General features: G+C 61.1%; 14 protein-coding genes. 2 read left to right on the top strand and 12 right to left on the bottom strand.

What is annotated here, in order from left to right; translation table 11 throughout:
- The first annotated feature begins 95 nt into the window (after window positions 1–95).
- Window positions 96–1,175, top strand: coding sequence for a patatin-like phospholipase family protein (locus FXO11_RS19725; RefSeq protein ID WP_148864641.1), 1,080 nt, complete (start codon window positions 96–98; stop codon window positions 1,173–1,175).
- A 101-nt stretch (window positions 1,176–1,276) separates the two neighbouring features.
- Here the strand turns inward: FXO11_RS19725 and FXO11_RS19720 are convergent, their stop codons facing one another.
- The 12 genes from FXO11_RS19720 to pilG all read right to left on the bottom strand — a co-directional run bounded on the left by FXO11_RS19720 (window position 1,277) and on the right by pilG (window position 19,300).
- Window positions 1,277–2,761, bottom strand: coding sequence for a CHASE domain-containing protein (locus tag FXO11_RS19720; protein WP_148864640.1), 1,485 nt, complete (start codon window positions 2,759–2,761; stop codon window positions 1,277–1,279).
- A 209-nt stretch (window positions 2,762–2,970) separates the two neighbouring features.
- Window positions 2,971–3,786, bottom strand: coding sequence for a zinc ABC transporter permease subunit ZnuB (gene znuB / locus FXO11_RS19715; protein ID WP_148864639.1), 816 nt, complete (start codon window positions 3,784–3,786; stop codon window positions 2,971–2,973).
- Window positions 3,773–4,549 (bottom strand): zinc ABC transporter ATP-binding protein ZnuC, encoded by a 777-nt coding sequence (znuC, locus tag FXO11_RS19710; RefSeq protein ID WP_148864638.1) that lies wholly within the window; start codon window positions 4,547–4,549, stop codon window positions 3,773–3,775. Before znuC ends, znuB begins: the two co-directional genes overlap by 14 nt.
- A complete protein-coding gene (locus FXO11_RS19705) occupies window positions 4,542–5,051 on the bottom strand; it encodes a Fur family transcriptional regulator (protein WP_148864637.1) in 510 nt (169 codons plus the stop codon). The genes znuC and FXO11_RS19705 overlap by 8 nt, the downstream gene beginning before the upstream one ends.
- A gap of 98 nt (window positions 5,052–5,149) precedes the next feature.
- Window positions 5,150–5,611: a chemotaxis protein CheW gene (locus FXO11_RS19700; protein ID WP_148864636.1), complete on the bottom strand. Its 462-nt coding sequence runs from the start codon at window positions 5,609–5,611 to the stop codon at window positions 5,150–5,152.
- A gap of 10 nt (window positions 5,612–5,621) precedes the next feature.
- Window positions 5,622–6,671 (bottom strand): chemotaxis protein CheB, encoded by a 1,050-nt coding sequence (locus tag FXO11_RS19695; RefSeq protein ID WP_148864635.1) that lies wholly within the window; start codon window positions 6,669–6,671, stop codon window positions 5,622–5,624.
- Window positions 6,671–14,839, bottom strand: a complete 8,169-nt coding sequence (locus tag FXO11_RS19690) for an Hpt domain-containing protein (RefSeq protein ID WP_148864634.1) — start codon at window positions 14,837–14,839, stop codon at window positions 6,671–6,673. The genes FXO11_RS19695 and FXO11_RS19690 overlap by 1 nt, the downstream gene beginning before the upstream one ends.
- Window positions 14,840–14,850: 11 nt before the next feature.
- Window positions 14,851–15,750 (bottom strand): CheR family methyltransferase, encoded by a 900-nt coding sequence (locus FXO11_RS19685; RefSeq protein ID WP_148864633.1) that lies wholly within the window; start codon window positions 15,748–15,750, stop codon window positions 14,851–14,853.
- Window positions 15,751–15,796: 46 nt separating this feature from the next.
- The gene (locus FXO11_RS19680; RefSeq protein WP_148864632.1) at window positions 15,797–17,869 is read right to left on the bottom strand and encodes a methyl-accepting chemotaxis protein; all 2,073 of its coding nucleotides are present in this window, start codon (window positions 17,867–17,869) and stop codon (window positions 15,797–15,799) included.
- 76 nt (window positions 17,870–17,945) lie between these two features.
- Window positions 17,946–18,491 carry a chemotaxis protein CheW gene (locus tag FXO11_RS19675; protein WP_148864631.1) on the bottom strand — a complete coding sequence of 182 codons (546 nt, stop codon included), beginning with the start codon at window positions 18,489–18,491 and terminating at the stop codon, window positions 17,946–17,948.
- 16 nt (window positions 18,492–18,507) lie between these two features.
- The gene (pilH, locus tag FXO11_RS19670; protein ID WP_004579734.1) at window positions 18,508–18,870 is read right to left on the bottom strand and encodes a twitching motility response regulator PilH; all 363 of its coding nucleotides are present in this window, start codon (window positions 18,868–18,870) and stop codon (window positions 18,508–18,510) included.
- A gap of 37 nt (window positions 18,871–18,907) precedes the next feature.
- Window positions 18,908–19,300: a twitching motility response regulator PilG gene (pilG, locus tag FXO11_RS19665; protein ID WP_148864630.1), complete on the bottom strand. Its 393-nt coding sequence runs from the start codon at window positions 19,298–19,300 to the stop codon at window positions 18,908–18,910.
- A gap of 445 nt (window positions 19,301–19,745) precedes the next feature.
- Here pilG and gshB point away from each other — a divergent pair, with 445 nt between their 5' ends.
- Window positions 19,746–20,690 carry a glutathione synthase gene (gshB, locus tag FXO11_RS19660; protein WP_148864629.1) on the top strand — a complete coding sequence of 315 codons (945 nt, stop codon included), beginning with the start codon at window positions 19,746–19,748 and terminating at the stop codon, window positions 20,688–20,690.
- Window positions 20,691–20,812 lie beyond the last annotated feature (122 nt).

Below are 20,812 nucleotides of genomic sequence, written 5' to 3'. Positions count from 1 at the left end.
ACACCGGCGTCGCGCGGCAGAACAAGTCCTCTGGCCGCTACCGATGATCTTCGCTAGACTCGCGCTCTACGTTTTGTGCCGTGCAGGAAAGCGCTATGTCTTCACCTTTGCCACTGTCCTCGGTTTTGACGATTCGTGCCGGTCGCCGTGCCTACGAGCGTATCCGCGCCGATGGGTTGAACGCCGGAGACGTGCACGTGATTCCCGGCGCTGCCGGCGGTCCCAAGGCGTTGGGCATCAGCGGGCTGGACAAGGCGATTTTTGGCGATTGGCTGCCGGCGGCGCCCCAGGTGCGCTCGCTGATCGGCGCGTCCATTGGCAGCTGGCGGTTTGCCGCCATCGCGTCCGGCGAGCCGCGCGAACAGCTGTCGCGGCTGGCGGACCTCTACACCAGTCAGCGTTTCCCCAAGGGTGTTAGCATGGCGGAAGTGACGCGGCGCAGCGTGACGTTCCTGGAAGAGCTGCTCGGCGGTCGGGAAGAGGCGATCCTCAGCCATCCGCATTATCGCTTGAGCATTGTGGTGGTCCGCAGCCTGGGGATGCTCCAGCACGATACCCGGGGCCGCCTGGCGCTGGGCCTGATGACTGCCATCAGCGCCAATATGGTGAGTCGTCGCCACTTGGGACGTTTTCTCGAACGCGGGATCCTGCATGATCCGCGTGACAAGGCCCCGTTGGGCGACCTGATCGATTTCCGTAGCCATCACGTGCCTCTAAGCCGGGATAATCTGACGGCAGCGCTGTTGGCGTCTGCGTCGATACCCATGGTGATGTCCGGCGTCAAGAGTATTGCCGGTGCGCCGGAGGGCCTCTATCGGGACGGCGGTCTGCTCGACTATCACCTCGACCTGCCGTACGAGCAGCCGGGGGTGGTGCTTTATCCGCATTTCACGGACCGGATCATTCCCGGCTGGTTCGACAAGACGCTGCCGTGGCGCCGGGGCGATGCCACGCGCATGCAGGACGTGGTCCTCATCGCGCCTTCGCGGGACTATCTGGCGCAATTGCCGGATAAGAAGCTGCCAGATCGCAAGGATTTCGAGCGCTATATCGGTAACGACGACGCTCGAGAGAGGGCGTGGCGCCGGGCGGCAGCGGAAAGCGACCGGCTGGGGGACGCTTTTCTCGAGCTGCTGGAAAACGGACGCATCGCCGATGTCGTGCAGCCTCTCTGATTTGCTTCCAATTTTCTTCTAGTTTCCTGTCAGCGTGCCCGCATGCCGCCGTTCATACGGGCACGGCTGTTATTTTGGCACAACCGCCGGCGGACATCTGATTAAGTAACACTCGATGGCGGCCCTGAGGGCTCCTCAGGCATCCCCGGTCGGGCATGCAGGGAGAGGCGAAAGCCGGCACAGCCGGTCAGGGTGTCCACGACCGGTTTGACGCGCACGGTGACCGGTACGGCCTCACCGCCGCTATTCAGCATGTGCAGATCGAGCCGGATGACTTGGCGCTCCTGGCGTGATGCCGTCAAGCCTTGATCGAAGCGGGACTTGTCGTCGTCCGGCACCAAATCCGTTATCGGCAGACGATGTAGATCGGCTGGCGCACGACCCAGCAGCTCGACGGTTTGAGCGGAGATAAAGCCAATGCAGCCTTCCTCGTCCAGTTCGGCAATGCACCCTCCGGCGATGGCCACCAGGTCACGGCTACGCTGCTCGCTATCCTGCAGTGCCTGCTTGAGGGCGGTTTTTTCGATGCGGGCGTTTTCCAGGCGTTGCTCCTCGGTTTGCAGCGCCGTGCCGAGGCGGGACTGCTCGGCACGTGCCACCGTGACTCGGCGGCAGAGCCAAAGGGCGATCAGGGCCGCGGCGAGGGTCGTCAACAAGCCCACCAGCCAGACCACCTGCTGAATGTGCTGGCGGATGCCATCGGCGAAGCCGGCGTCCGGCAGGGTGGTCAAAATCCATTCCCGGTCCGCCAGGCCGATCGCGGAGCGTAACGCTTGTGGACGTTGCGGCTGATTGACCGGATCGGTCGCAAACAGCGGTGTTTTCAGATGCTGATCCAGATCGAATACGGTGACCTGCAGGCGCGGGTTAATACGATTAGGCAGCGCCTCTTGCAACAGCATGTCGGGCGAGAAAGCGAGACTGATCAATGTGCGCGCGCCGGCCGGCGCGCCGTTCTCCACGGCACGAAACAGACGGACGGCCGACTGGCTGCGACCATTGCGTTGAATCTGGGTCTGAGCGGTGGCTGAAACTTTATTGTGCTGGAGCGCCGAATCCATGGGCTGGCGCCAGTGGGGCACGGAGGGCGCCACCAAGCCCAAGCTGATCTTGCTGCTGTCGCGGCCCGCGACCTGCGAGACCACTTGATACTCGGCCTGTTGGCCAGCGGGACGGGTATTGCCGCTGCTCTGCCACTCGCCAAACGTGATGTTCTGGCCATTCTCACGAGAAAGCCGCTGTTCCATCGTCTCGCGCTGGGCGTCGGTTACGCGAACGATACGGTCGAGGTTGAGCACGTCCGGCAACCGCCGCAGCAGGTTCTCGGACTGTCGCTCGAAAATATTCGCTGACCGATCGCCGGCGCCGAGACTCCCAGCTATTAGATCGAGCGCGAACACCCGGCTCGTGAGAGCCTGTTGCACGGTGTCGGTGAAATGCTGGTGATGGCTCTCCAGCAGCGCTGTGCGCAGGGTCGATAGACCTTTATCGATCTGGTGATTGACGGCGACCGTGCATAACAGGCCAATAATCAGTACGAGCCCTGGAAGCCAGATATGCAGGCTTCTTCCCTCAGGCATGGTCATGGGCGTTCTCCATCGCCGAACAGACAGCGGCGCTCAAAGTCTCCAAGGAGATACTGAAAGAGGCCGTCGTTAGTCATTACTTTAGGTGCGGGTCGCGGGAAACGTCCAGTGTCGTCATCGGACTCTGTTTCATTGAGCCCAAAGTCAGGGGTAAGTTCCCGCTAAAATCTCGGCGTAGCGCCCCACAAAAAAGCACGCTGGCACACTAGTTACTGGGCTCGGGGATTGCGGACCAGGCCGTACACCAGCAGAAATAGCAGGAAGGCCGAGACCACGATCGAAGGCCCCGCCGGGCTGTTGAGGAACCAGGACATGGACAGGCCGCCAGAGACGGCCACCATGCCGGTAACAACCGCCAGCACCACCATGCGCTCGGGACTGGAGGCCAGGCGCCTTGCGGTGGCAGCGGGGATAATCAGTAACGCGGTGATCAGCAGTACGCCGACAATCTTCATGGCGACCGCGATCACCAGCGAGAACATCAGCATCAGGCCCAGCCGCAGCCGCTCCACCGGCAGGCCTTCCACCTTGGCCAGCTCCTCGTGAATAGTACTCATCAGCAGGCCGCGCCAGAGCCAGACCAGCAGGCTCAGGATGATGGCGGCGCCACCGTAGATCCAGGCCACGTCCTGGCGGCTCATGGCCAGCAGGTCGCCGAACAGGTAGCCCGTCAGGTCCAGGCGAACGTCGGGCATGAAGCTGAGCGTCACCAGGCCGATGGCCAATGCACTATGGGCCAGAATACCGAGCAGGGTATCGGTCGCCAGTGCCTGGCTGCGCGAAAGCACCACCAGCAGCAGGGCCAGGCCGATACAGACCACGGCGATGCTGAGGCTGAGCTGAATCTGAAACAGCGTACCCAGCGCCACACCCAGCAGGGCGGAATGGGCCAGGGTGTCGCCGAAATAGGCCATCCGGCGCCAGACCACGAAACAGCCCAGCGGCCCGGCTACCAGCGCGACGCCCAAGCCGCCGATCAAAGCCCGCCAGAAGAAGTCGCCGAGAATGGCATCAATGATGGGCATGGTGTTCACAGCTCTCCGAATTGTGGGCGTGATCCACCACATCGCCATGGAGATCGTGCCGATGATTATGATGATGGTGGTACACCGCCACGCTATCGGCGACATGCCGGCCAAATAGATCGACGAAGGCGGGGTCGTGGGAGACCTGTTCCGGGTAGCCGCTGCAGCAGACATGCTGGTTGAGACAAAGCACTTTGTCGGTGGCCGCCATCACCAGATGCAGGTCGTGGGAAATCATGATCACGCCGCAGTCGAGCCGGTCCCGCAGGGCGCGGATCAGATCGTAAAGCGCTGCCTGACCGTTGACGTCCACACCTTGAGCCGGCTCATCCAGCACCAGTAGGTCGGGACGGCGCACCAGCGCCCGGGCGATCAGCAGGCGCTGCATTTCGCCACCGGACAGGTGATGAATGGACGCCTCGTATAGATGGCCCACCGCCGTCTGCGACAAGGCATCGCGGCACTCGGCTTCCGAGGCGCCGGTGAGGCTGAGGAAACGTTTGACCGTCAGCGGCAGCGTCGGCTGGAATTGAATATGCTGGGGCACGTAGCCGGTTTTCAGGCCCGGGTGCTTTTCGATACGCCCCGTGCTAATGGACTGCAATCCGAGGATGGCCTTGATCAGCGTTGTTTTACCGGCGCCATTAGGTCCGATCACCGTAATGATGTCGCCGCGGCTAATGGACAGCCGGATACGCTCGACGATGCTCCGGCCACCGAGGGTGACGCCGACATCGTGCAGGGTTAAGAGCGTCTTACTCACCGGCGGCCTCCGGTTCGTCAGTGTCCTTAGCCTGGCAATTTGGGCACAGCCCGGCGATCTCCAGCGTTGTTTCCTCTACGGCGAAGCCCTCGTCACTGGAGGCCTGCTCGACGGATGCGGCGATATTAGGCGCGGAGAGTTCCAGCACATTGCGGCATTCCCGGCAAATCAGGAAAAAACCGGTATGGTGGTGGCCGGCGTGGGCGCAGCCTACGAATGCGTTCAACGAGGCAATACGGTGAACCAGGCCGTGCTGCTGCAAAAAATCCAACGCCCGGTAGACCGTGGGGGGTGCAGCGTTGTGGCCGTCCTGGGTCAGGGCGCCCAACAGGTCGTAGGCGCCTAGCGGCTTGTGGGATTGCCAGATAAGCTCCAGCACGCGCTCGCGGGTCGGCGTTAGGCGTGCCTTGGCTGCGTTGCAGATGCGATGGGCGTCGGCCAGAGCTTGATCGACACAAGCGGTATGGTTATGCGGACGATAGGGTAGCGGGGTTTGGGTCATGGGCAATCCCGGCAGACAAATAATGCAATATTATAACATCGCATCTGTCGACCGGATAGGCGTCGCGCCCAACCGGGTAGGCCCCCGCGGAGATGCCGTCAGGCGGCTGATTCCAGAACCAGCGACTCCAGGTACTCCAGATTAGGGATGTAGGCGGTATGACCATCCACGTCGACGACCATCAGGTCTGCCGGTCCGGTTTCGCCCTCGGCCTCTTGCACTTGGGTCTCGGTCAGTTTGGCCTGGCTGGGGATACCTTGGGTCGACAAGGCCAGAAACGGCATGCTGTGGTGGCTTTCGCTGATCGTATTGAGTACCGCGATACGCCCACGCATGGCGTCTGGCTGGAGCTTGGTGCCGCCATTGGCCGCATCGTAGGAGAGCACGGGCAGCTTCAGGCCGCGCCAGTGCAAATATCCCACAAGCCATTCCGGGCCTCCTTCGGCTTGTTCCGGTTCCGCGTAGTCGACGATTTCCGCGATCGAGACGTTGGGCAGCAGCAGCTGACGATCCGTTACCGGAATCAGTACGCAGGGCAGGACTTGGGAATTATCAGCCATGGTTGTGTCCTCAGGCGGAATCGCGTTGTTGCCTGCGCTTGAGCAGGCAGGCCTCTTCAATGGTTTGCGTCAGTTTTCGCGCCAGTTGCGCCGGGTCACCGGCGAAACTGGTGCAGCCGGTGGCCTTGACCGAATCCGGCATCGAGCTGTTGCCGCAGCTGTGGCTGTCCTGTACCCAGATCCGGCTGCCGTAAGCCTGGAGTATGGGGGCAGCAATGGCGCCATCGTTGCCCATCCCGGAAAACAGGATAGCATGGCAGCGGTGTCGGTAATGGTCCGACACGTTGAGCAGAACCTGATCGATGGACGGCCCGTAGGGTCCAGGCCATGGGCTGGCCTTTTGCTGCAGGCAGCCCGCACTATCCAGGTACCACTCGTTCTCCACGGGCAGTAGCACCACGTCGCCGTTGCGCACCTGGATCCCTTCCTCGGCCCGGCGCAGGGCGTAGTGCGCATGGCGTCCGAGTACCCGGGTCAGCACATCGGTGAAATTGGCGTCGATATGCTGAGCATAGACGAAGCCAACCGGCAGGCCGGGGGGCAGGCTGTCCAGAAACGTCTTTACCGCAGCCGGTCCGCCCAACGAGGCGCCGAGCACCCAAATCTCCTCGGCAGGTTCGCCTTCGCGGCCGGCCGGAATCCAGTATGGACGTTCCGCCGCCGCGACCTTTTGCGATGGCTGATCCAGTGCTTCCAGCGTGGTTTCGCCGTCGAGCTGTTCCAGCGCGCCGAGCTGCTGTTCCAGCTTGTCCAGCAAGCGCCGCTCCCAGCGGAAGAATTCGGTACTGCCGGGACTGGGCGCCTCGTCGAGCCCGAACAGGATGGGCGCGTCAGTGTTTTCCAGCAGGTAGTCGAACAGGGCGGGGTGGTCCGCCTCGTCTTCCAGGGTCACCAGCCAAAGCTGAACTTCGGGTATGGCCGGATAGGCCATCAGCCGTGCGGGATCGCCGATAAAAGCCGAGCTGAGCCCGAACTTGCCGATGGCGTCCTGCAGACGATGGCGCTGCAGCGGGCTATCCGAAACGATAGCCACCCCCTGCAGCGATTCGCCGGTTGCCATCAGTTGTTCCCGGTAAGCCGCTCAATCGTCTCGAGCAGCTGGGTTTCCTGGAATGGCTTGCCCAGGTATTCGTTCACGCCGATAGCCAGGGCCCGCTCACGGTGCTTTTGCCCGGTCCGCGAGGTGATCATGCAGATCGGTGTGTCCCGCAGGTTGTCGTCGTGACGAATGAAACTGGCCACTTCGAAGCCGTCCATTCGCGGCATTTCGATATCCAGCAGAATAATATCCGGACGGTGATCCTGCAGCTGCGCGACAGCGTCCAGGCCGTCCTTCGCCGTGAGCACTTCCATGCCGTTGCGCTCCAGCAGACGCGAGGTAACCTTCCGGACCGTTACCGAGTCATCCACTACCATGACCACCGTGGCGCGATCCGCCGTCCGGCGAGCATGCTCCTGGGCCGCTTCCAAGTCGGCGATGCGCTGGCGCTCGGACAGGATGTCCGAACGTATCATCGCCGGCAGGTCGAGGATCACGACCACGTTACCGTCACCCAGGATGGTGGCGCCGGAGACGCCGCGCACCGAGGTGAACTGCGGCCCCAGGGACTTGACCACGATTTCCCGGCTACCCATCAGGCTATCCACCTGCAGGGCCATCGGCTGCTCCGCACCGCGCACCAGAATCACCGGCAGCGGTAGAGCCTGGCCTTGCAGCTTGGGATGGTGGTCACTGTGCAGCAGGCTGCCCAGGTACTGCAGGCGGTATTCCTGACCGGCGTACTCGTACATCGGTGCGTCGGGTTTGTAATACTCTTCCAGCTCATAGGTGCTGACCCGCACGATACCCTCGATGGTATTCAGGGGGATGGCGTAGAAGTCCTCGCCGGTGGACACCATCAGTGCGCGGTTGACCGACACCGTGAACGGCAAGCGCACGGTGAAGGTGGTGCCCTGGCCCAGCATCGAATCGATATCCAGGCTGCCACCGAGCTGTTTTATTTCGCTGGCGACGACATCCATACCCACGCCACGCCCTGAAATCTGGGTGACTTTGGCGGCAGTGGAGAAGCCCGGCTGCAAGATAAACTGCAGGATTTCACGGTCGGAGAGCTCTTCGTCCGGACGCAGCATACCCTGTTTGATGGCCTTTTCGCGTACCGCCGACGTACGCACGCCAGCGCCGTCATCGATCATCCTCAGCACCACTTCGCCGCCTTCGCGGGTCAGCGACAGGGTAACTTCACCGGTTTCCGGTTTGCCGGCCTGGCGGCGCTCTTCCGGCGTCTCGATGCCATGATCGAGGGCATTCCGCAACATGTGTTCCAGCGGCGCAACCATACGCTCGAGAACGTTGCGGTCCATTTCGCCTTCGGCGTTGCGTACATCGAACTCAACTTTTTTGCCCAGCTCGCCACTGATCTGACGAACAATCCGGCGCAGGCGCGGCACCATGGATGAGAACGGGTTCATCCGCGTTTTCATCAGGCCTTCCTGCAGCTCGGTATTGATCCGCGATTGCTGCACCAGCAGGGTTTCCGTATCCCGTGTCCGGTCGGACATGGTTTCACGCAGATCCGCCAAATCCGAAGCCGATTCGCTCAGGGCGCGGGATAGCTGTTGGATGGACGAATAACGGTCCATCTCCAGCGGGTCGAAATCCTCGCCATAATCCGGGCCGTGTTCCTTCTCTGCACGGAACAGGATCTGGGCTTCGGTTTCGATATCCATGCGGCGCAGCTGCTCACGCAGACGCTCGATGGTAGCGGCCATTTCGTCCAGCGTATGGCTGAAGTCGCTGGACTGCTGCTCCAAACGGCTTCGGGTAATACTGGTTTCGCCCGCCAGGTTGACCAGATCGTCCAGCAACGGTGCCGAGACCCGGATGGTTTCCTGGGCCGCCGTACGGGCGGCTTCCGCCTTGCGGTTTTTGGCGAGATCGGCCTTCTTCGGCGCCGGCTTGGATGCGGGGGCTTTGCTGGCCGGTACCGCGGCTTGCTTCGGCTCTGAAGCCTCAGGCTTTGCGGGTGCCGGCTCGGCGGTCCGCGGAAGCTCAACCGGGCCTGAGCCGGCTTCTTCGTAGCGCTTACGGATCGCGCCGACCATTTCCATCAGGGCGTCGTGATCCTGGGTAATGGCTTGCCAGGCGTCCGCGTCGGGTTCGTTGCCGCCCAAGTCGATCAAGCGGGTCTCGAAACCATGGGCCCGGTCTCCCAGCTCCGCCAGTTGCGACAGTCTCGCTCCGCCTTTGAGCGTGTGCAGGGCTCGTTGCAGCTCCTGGTTGAAGTGGGTACTTGCCGGCTCCTTGCGCCAATCAGCCAGCAGGTTTTCGATCTGGTCGAGCAGCTCGCTGGCCTCTTCCAGGAAGATCTCGAGCACTTCAGGGTCGATGGCTTCCGGCGTCGCTTTGGCGTCAGCCTCAACCGGCTGTGATGCTACCGCGGTCGCTCCGGTCGCACGTTGCCGCAGCGCTTCGATCAACGGCGTATCGGCGACGGGTGTCGTGCCGTTCTCGATATCCTTGAGCATGCGGCCCAAATCCGCCACGGCCTTTTCGCTGAGCGCAACGGTCGCGCCGCTGTCGGCGCGGTCGGCAATGACGTCTTCCAGGCGGTCGTGCCAGGCTTCGGCCAGATCAGCGATGGGATCGACATCGGCCAGCCGGGCGCCGCCCTTGAGGGTGTGCAGCTCCTGCTGGAGTGCGGTAATGCCCGCGAGCGCCTCCGGCTCGTCGCGCCATTGCGCGAGACACTCGTGGATGGCCTCGTGAATCTCGATGCCTTCGTCGAGGAAGATGCCGATCAGGTCGTCGTCCCGTTCCAGCGGCGCCGTCTCGAGTGCCGTGGTGTCGTCAGCGCTCGCAGGCGCCTGTTCAACCTCGGGATCCAGTGCCGCGATAACCGCTTCTTCGGTGGTCTGCTCACCGGCGAGAATCGCCTCCACCTGCGCAATCAGCTCATCGGCCGGGGTACAGGGTTTTTGCGAAGCGACCTGTTCGACCATCTGGGCCAGCCGGTCATGACAGGCGAATAGCAGGTCGTTCATGGCCGGGGTGGCTTCCAGGCGGCCCTCGGCGATGCGCTCGAACAAGTCTTCCAGAACGTGGGTCAGGTCGCCGATGGCATCGACGCCCGCCATCCGCGCGCCACCCTTGAGGGTGTGGACGTCGCGCTGAAGTTCGCCTGCCAACGCAGCATCGCTGGGGTTCTCGGTCCAGGCGTGCAGGGTGCTGGCGGTGGAGTTGATCAAGTCATAGGCTTCTTCCAGGAAGATGCCCACCAGCTCGGGATCCATTTCGCCAAAGACGGCGTCTTGCGTTGCCTCCGCTTCGATCGGCTCATCCGGGCTGTCGTCGACTTCGTCGGCGTCCGCACGGAGATCGAACTCGTTTGGCTCGACAGCGTCCAGCTCCGGCGCGTCGGGGATTTCATCGACAGAGGCGCTGGCCACGTCGATATCTTCGTCGATCTCGCCAACCGGCTCGTCCAGCAGGGCGGCGTGCAGTTCGGCCAGCAACTCAGGCGCTGCCGGACATTGTCCGGAATCGGCGATAGAGTCTATCAGCGTTGCCAGCTGATCGTGGGCGCGTAGGGCGACGTTGATGCGAGCGGGCGTGGCCTGCAAGCGTCCTTCCACGATGCGCTCGAATAACGTTTCCATCTCGTGGGCAATGTCTGCGACCGGCGCGATTTCCGCCATGCGCGCCCCACCCTTGAGTGTGTGCAATTCGCGCTGCAGCTCTTTGACCACCTCGGGCTGCTGAGGGTCGGCCTGCCACTGGTGCAATTGCTCGCCCGTGGTGTCGATGATCTCGCCCGCTTCCTCCAGGAAGATCTCCGCCAGTTCCGGGTCGAGATTATGGATACCGGCCTGAGGCGTGCTTGGTTCGGTTTGCGGCCCTTCTTCAGTTGTCTCCGCCGCGCCTTCATCAGGCTCGCGGTCGAAATGGGCGGTTTCCGAAATGTAGCGTTCGAGCTCGTCCTCGGCGCTGTCGGTCTCGTCGATGTCCGCTTGCGGCAAGTCTGCATCGACGCCGCTATCAACCTGTGGCGCGGTGCCACTTCCGTTACCGGCGTGGGTACTGATGTAGGACTGGATTTCCTGGATCAGGTCCGGGGCCGGGCGAGGCGGCTGGTTTTGACGGAGGGCGTCGACCATAACGGCAAGGCGGTCATGGCTGCGCAGCAACAGATCTTCCAGTTCCGGGCTAACGCCCAGGCGGTTATCTGTCAGGCCCTCGAAAAGGGTTTCAAGCTCATGGGACAGATCGCCTATGGCGCTGATGTCCGCCAGGCGAGCACCGCCCTTGAGGGTATGCAGGTCGCGCTGCAGGTGACGGACCAGGTCGGAACTCGGCTGCTCGGTCCACTGCTGCAAACGTTCGCCGGTACCTTCGATAAGGTCGGAGGCTTCCTCCAGAAAGATCTCAGCCAGCTCTTGGTCCAGGTCGCTATCGTGAGCGATAGGCGTTTCTTCGTGCGCGTCGTCGCCGTCGTCTTCCGGCGTCGGTAGCTCCAGCTCCAGCTCCAATTCTTCGTCGAAGCTGTGATCGATCTCGTCAAGGTCGTGGCTGAACGCGGTGTCGGCGTCTGCCCGAAACTGTTCGAGCTTTTCCTGGAGACGCTGAAGTAGCTCGTGGTCGGGCTTGGTGGCCAGGCCGGCGGCGACTTGGTCCATCATGTTGATTAACGCTTCATGGCCGGCGCGGGCAACCTCGAAGAAATCACGGTCAGGTTGGGCGCTGGCATCGAAGACGGCGGCATAGGTACGCTCTAGCAGGTCGGCGAGCTGGGAAACGTCGCTCAGACCGGCCACTTCGGCACCGCGGGCAAGTTGGCGCAATTCCAGCACCAGCTTGTCCAGTTGTTCATTCTCGCCCGGAGCCGTGGCCCAACTATCCAGGATGGCGTCGGCGTCCAGCAGAATGTCCAGGCCCTCGTTGAGGAACAGCTGAATCAATTGCGGATCGGCTTCGTTCGCGGTATTCGCATCGGCAGACGCACCGGGGCGCGAGGTCAGCGTCCGCTCGGCCACGAGGTCGAGACGTTCCAGGAAGGCGTCGGTACCTGACAGTATCTGCTGAGGCGTGGTGCGGATCTGCTCCAGGCCGCGCTCAATTAAGCCACAGGCATCTTCCAGCAGGATCAGGGCGTCGCGATCGGCCCGGTGATTTTCCGCCCGGGCGGTTTTTATGAATTTCTCCAGCGGAGAAATGATGCCTGCCAGGGGCTCGATGCCGGCTGTATGCGCGGAGCCTTTAAGCGTATGCAGCGCGCGCGAAAGACCGTCGGTGTAGGCCGTGGTTTCGCGGCCTTCGGCCTCGTCCAGGAACGTCTTGAGTGCCTGCAGGTGGGTCTCGGTTTCACTCTCGAAGATATCCAGCAGGACAGGATCGACCAGATTTTCGTCGCTTTCCGAGTCCGCTTCGACAACAACATTGTCCGATAGCGTGGCACCGGCGTTCTCGGTCAGGTCGCTTTCTTCCTGGGCCAGGGCGTCCGCCTGAGTATCCACCGGCATCTCGCTGGCTTCGAGGATCTCGCCGTTGGCGAGGGCGGTGGCGCGTGATTCGTAGGGAGCGATCTCAATAGAGGCGGGCCGGCGAGTCTCAAAATCTCTCACCAGATCCGGGGTAATATTGACCACGTCTTCCAGTAGCTGGGCGACGTCGTCATTCATGAAAATGCTGCCCTCGATCACGCGGTTGAGCATGTTCTCTACCGCCCAGGCCAGTTCGCCCACGACGCTGGCGCCGACCATGCGGCCGCTGCCTTTGAGCGTGTGGAACGCGCGCCGGACTTCGGAAAGCGCCGTACGGTCGTCGTACTGCCGCAACAGCATCGGCAGGTATTCGCGAATGGTATCCAGGACTTCGCCGGCTTCCTCGATAAAGATCTCGAGAATTTCGTCGTCGATTAGATCGTCATCGAAGGTGCTGGCGGCCTGGGTGGCCGGCTCGCGTTCTTCGCTTTTATCTTCGGGCCATGTCAGGGTTGCCGTGTCCTCAGGTGCCGCTTCTTCTTCGGCGTTCGCCTCGACATCCTGGCCCGTCTTGCGCGTGGTTGCCAGTGTTTCGGCCTGGGCAATCAGTTCGGCAACATCGCCATCGGTGGTGCCCCGGCGGAAGTCATCGATCAGGGACGGAATACGGGTAATCACCGTATCCACGAGCGAGAAGAGCTCGTCAGTGGGTTTGACGGTTTGGTCGATCACCCGGTTGAGTAGACTTTCCACTGACCAGGCCAGTTCACCAATGCTGGTGGCGCCCACGAGACGGCCGCTGCCTTTGAGCGTGTGGAACGCGCGACGCACTTCGGCGAGCGCTTCGCGGTCATCGTGATTCTGGTGCAGGCGCGGATAGAAGTCCTGGATGGTGGCAAGAACTTCTTCTGCCTCCTCGATGAAGATTTCCAGGATTTCGTCGTCTACCAAGTCTGTGTCGGACGCTTTTGAGGGTTCGGCCTCAACCACGGGAAGCGGTGCTTCCTCGATTTCCGGCAGAGGCCCTGCATCGTTATTGCCCCACGTCGGCTCTTCACCGACCGGGAAACCCAGGGTGCGCAGGCTGTCTTCGGCAATGCGCAGGACCGCATCATTGTCCTCGATCCCTTCCGCCAGGCGTTCCAGGTAATACTCGATACTGGTGACCGTATCCGCCAAAGTATCCAGCTGCTTCCAGTCCGGGACCCGCTGGCCGTCGAGCAGTACATCCTGAATGTAACGTTCGGCAGAGGCCAGCATGGCCGATACCCGCTCCAGCGGGATGAGCTGCAAGCCGCCGCGGATACTGTGAAGAAGACCCGGGACGTGCTCGATCTCCCGCTGATCCCATTGGGCGGCGATAAAGTTGACGATGGCCGTCTTCACCTGTTCCAGCGAATTACGTGACTCGCGCAACAGGGCGTTGTTAGCTTCGCTGAGTTCGCGGCCGCCGTACTGAATAGCCTCGCCGGTGTCTTCCTGGTGAGTCTGGCGCTCTTTCTCCAGACCGGCCAAGGTGGCCTCGACATAGAGCAGGGCGCCGGCGATGTCCATCAGGCTGCCGTCGTCGGCCGGGGTGTCGTCGCTGCTCAGGCGCTGGACGATTTCGATCTGTTCGGTGACCACCCGGCGGGGAATACCCAAACCCAGCACCGCCAGCGTGTTGGCGACTTGCTGTAGCCCCGGCAGAAGCTCCTCTAGCTCGCTGTTCTGGCGGAATTCCGCGCGCACGAACAAGTCAAGCTGGTCCTTGAGCCGGGCAAGTTCTTCATTAAGGGCGTTAACCACAGAGTGAATCGCATCGCGACCCGGACCGGACACGCGGCTGCGGGCGTGATCGACGGATTCCTCGGTCGGCAGGGCATCGTCCAGGCGATAGCGTTCACGGAGGATGTCGACCCGCTCGGTATTTAGCTCCCAGGCGCGGGCAACGTAATACAGTAGGTGCTTGAGCAGGGCCTCGGGGGCCGGCTGCTGCAGAATATCGATATGCTCGTCGATCAGGCGGCGCAATTCGGCATCAAGCTGGCGCAGTAGGGATTTGACCGCGGAGTTGATGGGGTTGTCGCGGCTCTTCAGCGTATCGATGAAAGCGCCGGCGGCGAGCCACAGCTCGCCTCGGGGCGTGCGGTTACAGAGCTTGATGACCCGCTGGATGACTTTATCCAGGTAGTCGAAGTGCGCATCCAGATCCGCCTCGCGGACCACGCCGGCCAGGGCGAACTGGTACATTTGGCGCAGCTTGCGAATATGGCCCAGCACTTTCGGGTCTTGCAGGCGCTGGGACACCGACGGCTCCGGGCGGAATTGCGCCGGCGAAAGGTCGGGTTTGAACAGCGACGTATCCGATAGAAGCGCTTCGCCACGGGCTGCGCGTAGATCATTCAGCAGCGGCAACAGGACCATCGGGAAATCGTCGCGGCTGCTGTCCAGGTGCTCCAGGTACTGGGGTAGCTGGAGGATAGCTTCCATGAGGATTTCGACGGCTTCGTCGACATTGGCTACCGTGTCGTTGAGCACGGCCTGAGCCAGCTTTTCCATTTCCTCGGTCAGCAGGGCCGCGCCATAGAGCTCGACCATCTGCAGGGTGCCATGCACCTGATGGAGGTAGTTTAGGCAAAAACGTAGACGAGCGGTGTCGTCGCGGTTCTCGACAAAGGCTTCCAGTGCCTGCTGCCCCTGTCTGAGGGTGTCCTGTATTTCGCCCCTAACCCAGTCCAGGGCGATACTGTCATGGTGATTGCCCATAACCACTCCGGTTATTCTTCGTCAGTCTGGCGGCGGATCCACGCCAGAACACTATCCGATGGCACCCGTTGCAGGGACGGGTGCTGCCAGTCCGTTAACTCGCCCTGCCCCAGGACCAGAAGGCCTCCGGGCGCGAGCCTTTCAGTCAAGCGCTTAACGATTTCCCTGCGCCGCCAACGGCGGAAATAGATGAGCAGGTTCTGGCAGAAAATGATATCCATGCCATGCATCGGTGCCTGACTGAGGTCCAGCACATTCAGTCGGGTGAAACACACACGTTGGCGGATGGCCGGGTCGATTTCCCACTGGTTGCCCTCCGTCAGGCGAAAGTAACGATCTCTTACCGCCAGGTCGGTGCTCACCAGCTTGCGAGCACCAAACAATCCTTTCTGAGCTTTTTCCAGCGCCGGTTTGCTGATATCCGAGCCGGTGACGCCGAACAGCGGTTCCAGTTCAAGCTGCTGCATGCACTCATCCAGCAGCATGGCGAGGGTGTAAGGCTCCTCGCCAGTAGAACAGCCCACGCTCCAGGCTTCCAGTGGATGCCGCTTAAGGTGTTGCCGGGGCCGGGTCATGATGTAGTCCGAAACCAGCCGGAAGGCATCAGGGTCACGAAAGAAACGGGTTTCCTGAACGGTGAGCCGGTCCACCAGGATGGCCCACTCGACGATTGCGCCGGGGCCGGATACCACTTTCTCGTAATAGGCCTGATAGGTTTCGCAACCAATTTCGCGCATCCGGATGCCAAGATTGGTCTGAAGGAACGAACGCCGTTCAGCCGTCAAGATCATTCCGGTCCGGTCTTCCAGCAGCTGCTGCCATTGCTGGAACTGCGCCGCGTCCATTTCTGGCAGCGGGCGCAGTGTCCAAACACCGGAGGTTCTGTCGTTGCGCGTCTCGGTCATGATCATGATTCAGCCGCCTTTCGGCGCTGCATCAGCTCGCTATCAGCCCCTATCAACTGACGACGGGAACGTCGCTATCTTCCTCTTCCTCTTCCGGGATGTCCTCTTCCGGCAGAGTGAAGCCGGCAACGGAGGACCGCAGTTCGGCCGCCATTTCGGCCAGGTTGCCGATAGACTTCGCGGTTGCGTTGGTACCGGAGGACGTCTGCGATGTGATCTCCTGGATAACGTTCATCGTGTTGGAGATGTGTGCCGCGGACGAGGCCTGCTGGCGTGCCGCGTTGGAGATGTTCTGAATCAGTTCCGCGAGGTTCATCGAGACGTTCTCGATTTCCTCGAGGGCAACACCCGCATCCTGGGCCAGACGAGCACCACGGACCACCTCGGCGGTGGTGTGTTCCATGGAGATAACCGCCTCGTTGGTGTCGGACTGGATCGTCTTAACCAGGGCTTCGATCTGTTTGGTTGCCGCGGAGGAGCGCTCCGCCAGGCGCTGAACTTCGTCTGCAACCACCGCGAAGCCTCGACCGGCGTCACCGGCCATGGACGCCTGGATCGCTGCGTTCAGGGACAGGATGTTGGTCTGGTCGGCGATGTCGTTGATCAACGATACGATGTCGCCGATTTCCTGGGACGATTCACCCAGTCGCTTGATCCGCTTGGAGGTTTCCTGGATCTGCTCACGGATGTTGTCCATGCCGCGGATGGTGTTCTGTACCACTTCCGCGCCTTTCTTCGCGATCGCTACCGACCGCTCCGCAACCGCTGAAGATTCGGCAGCGTTGGAGGAGACCTGGTCGATGGACACCGCCATCTCGTTCACCGCCGCGGAGGCGCCGGCAATTTCCTGAGCCTGATGCTCGGAAGCGTCCGCCAGGTGGATCGCGGTGGCCTGTGTTTCCTGGGCTGCTGAGGAAACCCGAACCGCCGTGCCACGAATGGCCTGTACCAGTCCACGCATCTGGTCGATCGCGTAGTTGATAGAGTCGGCAATGGCGCCGGTGAAGTCCTCGGTAACCGTCGCCTCGGTGGTGAGGTCACCATCCGCGAGGTCAGCCAGTTCGTCCAGCAGCCGCAGAATCGCGTTCTGGTTCTGCTCGTTCTGTTCCTGGGTCTGGGCCAGTCGTGCTTGAGACGCGCGATAGATGGTCAGACCGATCAAGACGACCACGGCCGCCAGACCTGCCAGGATAACGTAGGCCAGCAGTGGGCTGATCAGACGGGAGTCGGCTTGTTCGCGGAAGCTGTCCGCCAGGGTAGAGGTCTCGTTCAGCAGGGCCTGGGAGCTCTGGAAGATTTCGTTGGACGCGCGACGAACGGTAAACAGATCGGGAGACGCTTCGAGAATCGCGTCAACGTTCTGGGAGACGAACTCGAACAGTTCGTCGACCGCTTCGAGACCGTAGATGGCGTCCTCGTCCTGGACCCGGGAGATGCCCATGGCGGGGTTGCCTTCCGTCTGACCTTCGAGCACGCGGCCGAACAATGCGGCGTCGCGACCGAAACGGTCGGCGGCGATAACCGCGTCTTCGTCACCGGAGAGTACGTTGTTGACCGAACGCACGATCCGCTCTGCCAGCAGCGACTGACGCTGAGCCAGTGCGATCTGTTCCGCCGGCGCGTTGTTGTCCAGCAGGATTTGAACGATGTCGTCGTATTCCACCTGCAGCTGCGGGATGGTTTCGTTCAGGGTGCGGGCAACTTCGTGCAGGCCAAGCACGGCTTCGCGGGTGGAGATAATGGTGTCGGCCCGCTCACGGACCTGATTCCAGTTCTCCTGTACGCCGCTCTGGGCCGCGAGTTCACTCGGCGGCAGACCGGTTTCCGGGTGACCATCGATGATATAGCCCCAGCGTGTGGCGAACTCGTCCCGGGTACGCTGCAGCTGATCGAAGGCTTCCGGCGTACCGCCGGCCGCTTCCGAAGCGTTTTTCGCGATTTCCTGGGACAGTACCCGCAGCTCGCTCGCTTGGGCAATGTATTCCTGGTCGTGCTGGCTGTCGCGGTTAATGACGAACAGTACCGCAACGAGCAGGACGGTCAGTACGATCAACGCAACGATCAGGCCGCCAACGAGTTTGTTGGCCCCCTGACCTGCGTTGAATCTTCCGGCTCTTTTCTTCATTTTCTGGCTCCCGGCCTAAACGTTGGCAAGTTGGTCCTTACGGTCTGGAATTGGTGGGCAGGCCCTGCCGTCCCGCTCACCACTGGGCTACATCCGAAAAGCGGTCGTCTTCCATTAGGGCGAAGGTCGAAAACACTTTCCAGATTTCCTCATTGCGTCGATAGCCTCCCTGAACGAAAGGCTGAACGATGTCTGGGGTTTCCGCGGGTTCTTCAATGAAGTTTTCCATCGCGAAATACTGCATGCCTGAGACGCTATCGACGACCAGGCCGCTGAACAGGTCGCCCCGTTCGATGACCAGCACTCGGCGTTCCCGCTGGCTGCGGGAACTGCGACTGAGATCAAAAAAGTGCGCGAGATCGATGAGGGGCAGCAGGCGACCCCGAACGTTGGCCGCGCCAACCATAAACGAGCGAACCCCCGGCACGTGGGTGTAGCGGGGGACGTGAAGGATTTCGACAACTTCGCCCATGGGTGCGACATAGCGCTGGCCATCTAATGTGAAACCAATACCGTTCCACAGTTCGATGGCTTCCTGCTGAGCGGGCAGACCGGAGGCAAGGGACTTGCTACGCCGGGCGATATCCGTCAGTACGGCAAAGGGGGCAGCCTGGGCGGACATGCTTACTCCAGGGGGCTCAGGCGATCAGACTGTTGATGGTCTTGATCAGCTCGTCTTCGTTAACCGGCTTAACCAGATAGCCTTTAGCGCCCTGGCGGGTGCCCCAGACGCGGTCGGTTTCCTGGTCCTTGGTGGTAACGATAACCACGGGGATGGAAGCCGTTTCCGGCGCGCGGGTTAGCTGGCGCGTGGCCTGGAAGCCATTGAGTCCCGGCATGACCACGTCCATCAGGACCAGGTCAGGGCTTTCGGCACGGGCCTTGGCGACGCCGTCGGCGCCGTTGTCGGCGGAGAGAACCTCGTGCTGGTGCTTTTCCAGGATGCTGGAGATCTTCTTAACCTCAGTCGGGGAATCGTCGACAATCAGGATGCGGGCCATGATTTCCTCGGTAAATTCGTTGCATCAAAAGTCTGAATTATTGTTCCGCGGTGGGAACGTAGTGACGAATGGTATTCAGCAGTTCGTCTTTGCTGAACGGTTTCGTCAGGTACTGATCGGAGCCAACAATACGACCCTTGGCCTTGTCGAAAAGGCCGTCTTTGCTGGATAGCATGATGACGGGCGTTTTCTTGAAAGCGGAATTGTTCTTAATGAGGGCGCAGGTTTGATACCCGTCCAGCCGGGGCATCATGATATCGACGAAAACGATATCGGGCTGGGTGTCTGCAATCTTGGCAAGGGCGTCGAATCCATCCGTTGCGGTGATGACTTCACAGCCAACCTTTTTTAGAAGGGTTTCGGCGGTGCGACGAATCGTCTTACTATCGTCAATCACCATAATCTTCAGGTTTTCGAAGTTGTCATCCATTGTCCAACAGCCTTGCGCTCTACAGGATCGTTGTTGTTCAGCCCCGAGTCGAACCACAGCTGTCGTCTCTAAGACGAGGTCGAATCGGCAGCCGACCTTATATTCGGCCCGGCACGGTGTATCCGTTCCAGTTAGGCGCCGTCCGACGGTTTTTGAGACCAGCGGGTAATTTGACGGGCCTTTTTAACACACATTCAAGGGGGCCTTCTATAAAGCCTGACTATTTATAGATTATAGGTCGCTTGAGAAAAAGCATAAGTTTGTGACCAAATGTACCCCCGCGTAGATATAGCCAGGGTTTGCGTAAGGATTAACCCTTAAAGAGGGGTGCAACCGGCGTAGCGCTGCAATACCATCGGTTACAAACGCATGCCCAGGATAGCAGTAAACAATACCGCTACTCTGCTGACCGGTTCCCGTTCTCAATCGAGGTGCAATAATCGCGATGACAATTAAGCTCGGTATCGTCATGGATCCGATCCAGGACCTTCACTATAAAAAGGACACCTCGCTGGCCATGCTTTGGGCTGCTCAAAATCGCGGCTGGGATCTGATCTACATGGAGCAGCCGGACCTGTTCCTCGACGGGGGTGAGGCCCGCGCCCGGGTGCGAGAACTGACGGTGCGGATGGATCCGGACGATTGGTATACCTTTGGCGACGAGTTCGAGATGGCGCTGGGCGACCTGGACGTGATCCTGATGCGCAAGGATCCGCCGGTAGACCGCGAATTCATGATGGCGACCCATATCCTCGACTCGGCAGCCGATCAGGGTGCGCTGGTGGTCAATCCCCCGGCGGCATTGCGTGACTGCAACGAAAAGCTGTTCGCCACTCGCTTCATCGACTGTACGCCGCCGCTGGTGGTGACCCGTTCGTCGGCGCGCCTGCGGGAATTTTATGCCCGCCACGGCGACGTGGTGATGAAACCGGTAGATGGCATGGGCGGAAAGTCCGTGTTCCGGGTGAGGGAGGGCGACGCCAACCTGGGGGTGATTATCGAGACGCTGACCCAAGACGGCGAGCACCAGATCATGGCGCAGAAGTTTCTACCGCAGATCAAAGCCGGCGACAAGCGCATCCTGTTGATCGACGGCGAGCCTATTCCCTATGCGCTGGCGAGAATTCCTTCTCAAGGTGAAAATCGCGGCAATCTGGCGGCTGGCGGTCGTGGCGAAGGGCGGCCGCTGACGGCGCGCGACCGGGAAATCTGCGAACGCATTGCTCCGTCTTTAAAGGCCAAAGGATTGATTTTTGTCGGTATCGACGTGATCGGCGACTATCTGACCGAAATCAACGTGACCAGCCCCACCTGCGTGCGGGAACTTGATCGGGAATTCGGAATCGATATCTCATCTCAGTTGCTGGATGCGATTGAGACGCGGCTCTAAGGTGCTGTTCAGTGGCCCCCCATTCGAGTCGCGCAGGATAGACAAGCGGGCTTGAAGCCATCAAACTTGGCCTCTATCGGACGTCTTTTCAGACCGTACCAGAACCGCGTGCGCAGGCACGC

This window comes from Marinobacter fonticola (assembly GCF_008122265.1).
Lineage (GTDB): Bacteria > Pseudomonadota > Gammaproteobacteria > Pseudomonadales > Oleiphilaceae > Marinobacter_A > Marinobacter_A fonticola.
Note: the sequence above shows the minus strand (reverse complement) of the source record. Positions and strands in the feature narration are given on the sequence as shown.

Excerpts from the sequence above, each read along its gene's own strand:
- FXO11_RS19685 (WP_148864633.1), bottom strand. The coding sequence starts at position 15,750 with ATGATCATGACCGAGACGCGCAACGACAGAACCTCCGGTGTTTGGACA.
- FXO11_RS19720 (WP_148864640.1), bottom strand. The coding sequence starts at position 2,761 with ATGACCATGCCTGAGGGAAGAAGCCTGCATATCTGGCTTCCAGGGCTC.
- FXO11_RS19690 (WP_148864634.1), bottom strand. The coding sequence starts at position 14,839 with ATGGGCAATCACCATGACAGTATCGCCCTGGACTGGGTTAGGGGCGAA.
- FXO11_RS19725 (WP_148864641.1), top strand. The coding sequence starts at position 96 with ATGTCTTCACCTTTGCCACTGTCCTCGGTTTTGACGATTCGTGCCGGT.
- FXO11_RS19695 (WP_148864635.1), bottom strand. The coding sequence starts at position 6,671 with ATGGCAACCGGCGAATCGCTGCAGGGGGTGGCTATCGTTTCGGATAGC.
- pilH (WP_004579734.1), bottom strand. The coding sequence starts at position 18,870 with ATGGCCCGCATCCTGATTGTCGACGATTCCCCGACTGAGGTTAAGAAG.
- pilG (WP_148864630.1), bottom strand. The coding sequence starts at position 19,300 with ATGGATGACAACTTCGAAAACCTGAAGATTATGGTGATTGACGATAGT.
- FXO11_RS19700 (WP_148864636.1), bottom strand. The coding sequence starts at position 5,611 with ATGGCTGATAATTCCCAAGTCCTGCCCTGCGTACTGATTCCGGTAACG.
- FXO11_RS19705 (WP_148864637.1), bottom strand. The coding sequence starts at position 5,051 with ATGACCCAAACCCCGCTACCCTATCGTCCGCATAACCATACCGCTTGT.
- FXO11_RS19680 (WP_148864632.1), bottom strand. The coding sequence starts at position 17,869 with ATGAAGAAAAGAGCCGGAAGATTCAACGCAGGTCAGGGGGCCAACAAA.
- gshB (WP_148864629.1), top strand. The coding sequence starts at position 19,746 with ATGACAATTAAGCTCGGTATCGTCATGGATCCGATCCAGGACCTTCAC.
- FXO11_RS19675 (WP_148864631.1), bottom strand. The coding sequence starts at position 18,491 with ATGTCCGCCCAGGCTGCCCCCTTTGCCGTACTGACGGATATCGCCCGG.
- znuB (WP_148864639.1), bottom strand. The coding sequence starts at position 3,786 with ATGCCCATCATTGATGCCATTCTCGGCGACTTCTTCTGGCGGGCTTTG.